The organism is Xylella fastidiosa, from assembly GCF_011801475.1.
Taxonomy (GTDB): Bacteria; Pseudomonadota; Gammaproteobacteria; order Xanthomonadales; family Xanthomonadaceae; genus Xylella; species Xylella fastidiosa.
Window position 1 is genome coordinate 163,142 of the sequence record NZ_CP044352.1, and the last position, 6,859, is coordinate 170,000.

Consider the following 6,859-nt stretch of genomic DNA (forward strand, 5'->3'; position numbering starts at 1 on the left):
TGGTTGGCGATCATTCATGCGACATAATTAAATGCAGTCTGAGTATGGTGTGACACCAGCACGAATAGAAAAGAAAAAAATAGGGTGTTGTGTTCATGGATCATGATGTTGGTTATTTTTCTATGAGAGGGAAGTTATAAGCGGCTACATTTTTTTATGATTCTGGAATGGGACGTTCTTTTTTTGCAGAGTCGTCTTTGTGCTTGAGATCAGTATTGGCTTATCGATTGTTATCTTTGTGGGTGTTGAAAATATAGCGTGTCCATGTGTGTTGGGACGTGAGTAATGTGCCAAATGTGTTTGCAGTACCAGTCAGTGGTGTCGATAGAATGCATTCAGTCTGCCGGTAAGTCATCAGTGTGATGATGATGTGAGTTTCTGGAAAAGTAGTTATGCATTTGTGATGTCTTAACTATTGAATGAAAAAAATATGAATTTGGGTGATTTTTGAGAATTTCCAGTTTTAATGCCAATGGGTTGCGATCGGCTCTTAGTAAGGGTTTTTTTGATTGGTTTTCTACTCAGGACATTGATGTGCTGTGTGTGCAGGAAATCAAGGCGCAGAGGCACCAGCTAGTTGGACCGGATTTTTTTCCGGCTGGCTATCATGTGTGTTTTCGGGATGCGACGATTAAGAAAGGTTATAGCGGGGTGGCGATTTACAGTAGGTGTGAGCCGGATGAGCTTCGCACTACGCTGGGTTGGGCCGAGTTTGACGAAGAGGGCCGTTATGTGGAGGCGCGATTCGGAAATTTGAGTGTGGTTTCGTTTTACATTCCTTCTGGTTCTTCAGGGGAGAAGCGTCAGCATTATAAGTTCGAGGTCATGCGTTGGTTGCGTCCGATTTTGTGCGAGTGGTTGCTCAGTGGTCGGGATTATGTGTTGTGTGGTGATTGGAATATTGTGCGTAGTGCATTGGATATCCGTAATTGGAAATCTAATCAGAAAAATTCCGGTTGTTTGCCGTTGGAGCGCGATTGGCTCAATGGTTTATGTGCCGATTCTCTACATGATGTTAATTCGGCTCAGGGGCGAGGCTGGGTTGATACTTACCGTGTGTTGCATCCGCAAGGTGAGGATTACACGTGGTGGAGTAACCGCGGTGCGGCGCGCGTTAATAATGTGGGATGGCGGATTGATTATCAGTTTGTTTCTCCAGGTTTGCGTGAACGTGTGTCGCGTTGTGCGATTTATTGTGAGCAACGTTTTTCAGATCATGCCCCTTACACTGTGGAGTATGTGTTGTGAGTGACTATTCGGGAAAGTTCGATGTGCATGCTGTTTTGCAAAATGGACGGCGTTTTCTGACTGTGTTGTTGCTTGGTTTTGCCTCGGGATTGCCGCTTGCGTTGACTGGAGGTGCGATGCAGGCATGGTTGACGGTTGAGGGGTTGGATCTTGTCACGCTTGGTTTTCTTGTATTGGTTGCGGCTCCTTATACGTTCAAGATGCTGTGGGCGCCGTTGATTGATCGATTCGATGTGCCGTGGTTGGGACGGCGGCGTGGGTGGATTGTCTTTATACAGTGGATGCTTGGTGGTGCTTTGTTTCTTATGGGGAGTGTGTCGCCGGTTCACGAGTTGCGGTTGTTTGCGGTTGTTGCGGTGTCTGTTGCGGCGTTGTCTGCAACGTTAGATGTGGTGATCGACGGTTATCGGACAGATTTGCTTGAGCCTCATCAGCGGGGATTGGGGGGGTCTCTGGCTGTGCTCGGCTATCGGTTAGCAATGGTGTTATCTGGTGGTATTGCTCTGATTTGGGCTGAGCAATGGCATAGCTGGCCACAGGTATATCGGGTGATGGGTGGATTTATGTTTGGTGGTGGCTTGCTTTCGTTATTGTTAATGCCGCGTCTTTCGGGGCGTTTCGTGGCTCCTGTGACTCATGGTGCACGCGAGTTGTTGGGGTTCTTGGCTTTGCTGGTTGGTGTGGTGGTGGGGGCGCTGTTGAGTCGTTATCTTTTTATGATGTTTGGATTGGATCCGGGGAGTAAAGAAAGTTGGGTCCGTTTGCTGTTTGTAATAGGAGAGATTTCCGGTGGGGTGCTGTTGGGGTTGTTGTGTATCCGTTTTGTGCGTTTCGAGACATTAAATCGTTCGTTGGCGACGTATTTCCAAATGCAGGGTGCTTTGGCATTTTTGGGGTTGGTGGTGCTCTATAAGGTTGGTGATGCTTTTGCGCTTAGTTTATCTACGCCGTTTCTGATTAATGGTGCACATTTTAGTCAAACGGAAGTTGGGATTGCTAATAAGACGGTTGGTTTGTTGATGACGATTGTCGGTGCGGTTATCGGTGGTTTTTTTCTATTACGTGTACGTTTGTCCCGGGCCTTGTTTTGGTTCGGTGCGATGCAATTAGTTTCCAATTTGGGGTTTTATGCATTAGCACGTGTTGGTGCAGGTTTCTGGGGGAGTTCGGTGATTCCGAGCTTTAATGCGTTGATTGTGCATCTTGAGATGCCGACAGAAATGGATCGTCTGTTGTTGTTTGTGTTGAGTCTGGAGAATTTTTCTGGGGGTATGGGTACGGCGGCCTTTGTGGCGTTGTTGAGTAATTTGTGTAATGTTCGATTTTCTGCAACGCACTATGCGTTGCTTTCAGCGTTTGCGTCACTCGGTCGGGTTTTCGTTGGACCATTTGCTGGGGTGCTGGCTGATGCTTGTGGGTGGCAAGCTTTCTTCCTTGTATCTTTATTGGTGGGAGTCCCAGGTTTGGTAATAGCTTGGTGTATGCGTACTGAAATAGATGCAATGAGCTATCGTTTTCCAGGGTGAGCGAGGTTGGGGGGCTGTTTGTCGATACATTTACCGATAAATATGTCTGCAGAATTTAAGTAATGAGCTATCAGCAGTAATCAAGGCTGTGCTGCCAAGGAAGTCTTGATATCTGTTTGTTGCTTCGTGTGTGAGACGGATGGATGGGTTTTTTCTTGGTTCAGGCTGGGTGGATTGCGCCGAGCAAACGCAGGCCGCGTGCGCCAGTGACGCTTGGCAGGTTACTTGGTTGGCCGTCCAGTGTTTGTGCGGCCAGCCAAGCAAACCCCATTGCTTCCAGATAGTCCGGATTGAGTCCATAGGTTTGAATCGATTCCACTGTTACGTTGGGTAGGTGTGTGGCCAGGCGTGCCATCAATACTGGGTTATGCGCACCGCCACCGCATATCAGTAGCCGAGTCGTCTTGGGTTGTTGGCGTAGTAGGGCATCTGCTACGGTGACTGCGGTCAGTTCGAGCAGTGTTGCCTGCACATCGGCTGGTGATGGTGGTGTAGGTTCTAGTTGTTTGGTCATCCAGTCCAAATGGAATTGTTCGCGCCCTGTGCTTTTGGGAGGTGGGAGGGTGAACCAAGGGTCGTCTAGCAGGCAGGCCAGTAACTTCTGGTTGATTTTGCCGCTTGCGGCGAAGTTACCGCTTTGATCGAATGTCTCGTGATGATGGCGTTGATACCAGCTGTCGAGCAGTGCGTTCGCTGGTCCGGTGTCGAAGCCGAGTACTGGACCGGTCATCGGGATCAGTGTCAAGTTTGCAATCCCGCCTAAGTTCAGCACTGCTCGGTTTTCATTGGCGGATCCAAGGATCGCTAGATGGAAAGCGGGCATGAGTGGTGCGCCTTGGCCGCCGGCAGCCACGTCACGGCGTCGGAAGTCTGCGACGGTAGTGATTCCAGTGAGTTCGGCGATCCGGTGGGCATCGCCTAATTGCCAAGTGAAGGGTAGATCGCCGTGTGGGCGATGGCGTATGGTCTGGCCATGAGAGCCAATTGCACGTATCTGTGTGTGCTTTATGCCCGTTTTTGCGATCAGTGTATTAGCGGCTGTGGCGAAGGCCAGTCCGACTTGGGCGTCGAGCCAGCCTAGTTGGTCAAGGGATGCTGTGTTCTGTCCTTGACTTAGTTCCAACAATGTCGTGCGTAGGTTAGGGTCCCAAGCGGAGGTTTGCGCGGCAATCAGCTCACAATGTGTTATCGGGTTTGCGTTAATCCGTACCAACGCTGCGTCGATGCCGTCGATGCTGGTGCCGGACATGAGACCGAGGTAGAGAGGAGCTGGATTTGGATTGCAGTGATCATCATGCACAGGCATACAGGAAATGAGCTGAAAGTGGTTTACGTTGCCCTTATTTTTTGGTCTTGAAGTCAGTGTGTTTCAGCCACGTGTACTTTTTTCCGTAGATTTGGAGTCGTGTTTGTTTGTTATTGCGTAGAATCGTTTTTCGTATTGTTGAATTTGTGCGATTAGCGGGGCTGTTTGAGTGCGGAATGCAATTAGATCTTTACCGCGTAAAGGTTCTGGTGGTGGCATCGTGATTGACAGTGGGTTGCGATGCTGGCCGTTCACTTGAAATTCGTAATGTAGATGTGGCCCAGTGGCCAAGCCGGTCATGCCGACGTAGCCTATGACCGTCCCTTGGTTAATCTTTTGGCCTGCTTTGATTTTTCCAAAGCGCGACATGTGTCCATATAGTGTCCTGTACCCTTTTCCGTGATTGAGGATCACTACATTGCCGTATCCGCGCTGTTGGCCGATAAACTGTACGCGTGCATCCCCCGCGGCCATAATTGGGGTACCGGTTGCGGCGGCATAATCCACACCTTTATGCATGCGCATTGTGCCTAGAATAGGGTGGCGGCGTAAGCCGAAGGTGGAGCTAAGCCGTGCATATGAGATTGGCATACGAATGAAGCTTTTCTTCAGCGGTCTGCCTTCCTTATCGAAGTATTCGACTTTGCCGTCGCGCATAAAGCGTATGCCTGAATAGATTTTCCCTCCAGTGTTAAAGGTGGCGGCCAATATCTTGGCGTCAGGTAAGCGCTCACCTTCTCGCCAAGTTTCATCCATCACCACACTGAAGCGGTCGCCAGTCTGCAAATCTTTGTCGAAGTCAATATCGTATTTGAAAATTTCATCGGTCAGCGTGATCACATCTACAGGTGATAAACCTGCTTCGCGTGCAGCGATCCATAGCGAACTCTTGATCTCGCCACTAGCAATGACGGTACGGGTGCTGGTCTGGCGTTGGCTAACCTGTTGATGGATGGTGTTGTCATCAATAGTCAGTTCTACGCGGTGTTTTTCGTCACGATTAAAACGCATTCCGCGTAATTGACCGTCGTTCGGTATATCGAAAGAGATTTCATCGCCTGGACTGAGTCGGGTGAGTACTTTACGTAGATCGGCATAATTCAGCACGCGTTCCATGTCGTTACTGGATAGCTTGAGTTCGTTGAATATGCTGCTTAGCGTTTGCCCGGGTTTAATTGTCACCATTCGCCATGTGTCCGCCGTTGATGTGTATTGTGGCGGGAGGGGGAGTGCTAATGTTGCTAGGCTTGATAGCTGGGTGGGTGGGCTGTTGTTAGATAAGCCTGGGATGATTGTGGCAATTAATGCGCCTATCATGGCGAATAGTGCCATGTGGATCCAATGGCGTGGTGTCCAGCGTTGGTTGAACGCAGCAGGAAACGTATGCTTGAGCTTGTGATGTAGGGTGGAAACATGTAGGACATGGAGTCGTTCACGTATACGTTGTTTGTGAGTGTGCCTATGTTCGGCATTTTGCATTATGTAATTTCCTTAAAAAAGATATCTGCAAATTAAGCTCAAGCAGGGTTAACATAGACATTTTATCCCTGACTCGTCAAACCATTGACCTCATTCGTAATTTTAATTCTATTAATGTTCCAGATGAATTGATCTTCTATTAATTTATTATTAATGCAATTAAAATTTCAGACGAATTTTACTACTGAATAATATTATGTCTTTGGTTTCAAATTCTATTGCTCTCATTGAAAGAGGTGCTAATGAGATACTTAAATTCGATGAATTAGAGCGTCGCTTGAGAAGCGGGCGTCCGCTTCGGATCAAGGCAGGTTTCGATCCGACTTCTCCTGATCTGCATTTGGGGCATACCGTCTTGCTGAACAAGATGCGGCAATTTCAGGATCTTGGTCACCAAGTTGTTTTTCTGATTGGTGATTTTACGGGGATGATTGGTGACCCGACTGGTAAGAACGTTACCCGTAAGCCACTCAGTCGTGAGGATGTATTGGCTAATGCCAGTACCTACGAGGATCAGGTATTTAAGGTTTTGGATCGTACACTTACCGAGGTGAGGTTCAATTCCGAATGGTTTGAGAAGATGAGTGCTGTCGATATGATCAAGCTCGCGGCTCAGCACACTGTTGCTCGCATGCTTGAGCGGGATGACTTCGCCAAGCGCTTTGCTTCTCAGCAGCCGATTGTGATCCATGAATTCCTTTATCCACTGATTCAGGGCTATGACTCTATTGCTTTGCGAGCTGATGTTGAACTTGGTGGTACAGATCAGAAGTTTAATTTATTGATGGGGCGAGCCTTGCAAGAGCATCATGGTCAGCCACCTCAGATTGTATTAACTATGCCGCTGCTTGAGGGGCTGGATGGTGTGGCTAAGATGTCCAAGTCCTTGGGGAATTACATTGGTATTAAAGAGCCGCCTATCGACATTGTTACAAAAACTATGAAAATTGGTGACGATCTGATGTGGCGTTGGATCGAACTGCTTTCTTTTAAGATCAGCGCCGCTGAAGCGGTTGCATTGCGTGAAGCGGTCGCAAAATCGGAACTGAATCCGCGTGAGGTTAAATTACGTCTAGCTCATGAGCTAGTGAGCCGTTTCTATGATAATGCAGCAGCCGAAAAAGCAATCGCTGGTTGGCAAGCGGTGGTGACAGGGCAAGGTAACAACAACCTGTTGCCGTTACAGAAGATTAATGTTCCTGCGGATGGGGTGCGCCTCGTTGCATTGTTGACAAAGTCTGGACTAGCTCCAAGTAACTCTGAGGCAATGCGAAAGCTTAAGGAGCGAGCTGTACGTGTC

5 protein-coding genes (1 of these 5 only partly in view) are annotated in these 6,859 nt (G+C 48.4%); 3 read left to right on the forward strand and 2 right to left on the reverse strand.

Annotation, left to right across the window (positions count from 1 at the left end):
• Positions 1-447 precede the first annotated feature (447 nt).
• Positions 448-1,248, forward strand: a complete 801-nt coding sequence (locus F7G16_RS00660) for an exodeoxyribonuclease III (RefSeq protein ID WP_004087782.1) — start codon at positions 448-450, stop codon at positions 1,246-1,248.
• Positions 1,245-2,774, forward strand: a complete 1,530-nt coding sequence (locus F7G16_RS00665) for an MFS transporter (protein WP_004087783.1) — start codon at positions 1,245-1,247, stop codon at positions 2,772-2,774. Before F7G16_RS00660 ends, F7G16_RS00665 begins: the two co-directional genes overlap by 4 nt.
• Positions 2,775-2,934: 160 nt before the next feature.
• Here F7G16_RS00665 and F7G16_RS00670 read toward each other — a convergent pair whose 3' ends face one another.
• Together F7G16_RS00670 and F7G16_RS00675 are read right to left on the reverse strand one after the other, a co-directional pair.
• Positions 2,935-4,080 (reverse strand): anhydro-N-acetylmuramic acid kinase, encoded by a 1,146-nt coding sequence (locus F7G16_RS00670; RefSeq protein ID WP_004087784.1) that lies wholly within the window; start codon positions 4,078-4,080, stop codon positions 2,935-2,937.
• A gap of 63 nt (positions 4,081-4,143) precedes the next feature.
• Positions 4,144-5,559, reverse strand: coding sequence for a peptidoglycan DD-metalloendopeptidase family protein (locus tag F7G16_RS00675; RefSeq protein WP_004087785.1), 1,416 nt, complete (start codon positions 5,557-5,559; stop codon positions 4,144-4,146).
• Between the two features lie 196 nt (positions 5,560-5,755).
• Here F7G16_RS00675 and tyrS point away from each other — a divergent pair, with 196 nt between their 5' ends.
• Positions 5,756-6,859 carry the 5' portion of a tyrosine--tRNA ligase gene (tyrS, locus tag F7G16_RS00680; protein WP_004087787.1) on the forward strand. 153 nt of this gene lie beyond the right edge of the window, so 1,104 of the gene's 1,257 nt are visible here — the first part of the coding sequence; its start codon is at positions 5,756-5,758; the stop codon falls past the right edge of the window.

Excerpts from the sequence above, each read along its gene's own strand:
- F7G16_RS00670 (WP_004087784.1), bottom strand. The coding sequence starts at position 4,080 with ATGCCTGTGCATGATGATCACTGCAATCCAAATCCAGCTCCTCTCTAC.
- F7G16_RS00675 (WP_004087785.1), bottom strand. The coding sequence starts at position 5,559 with ATGCAAAATGCCGAACATAGGCACACTCACAAACAACGTATACGTGAA.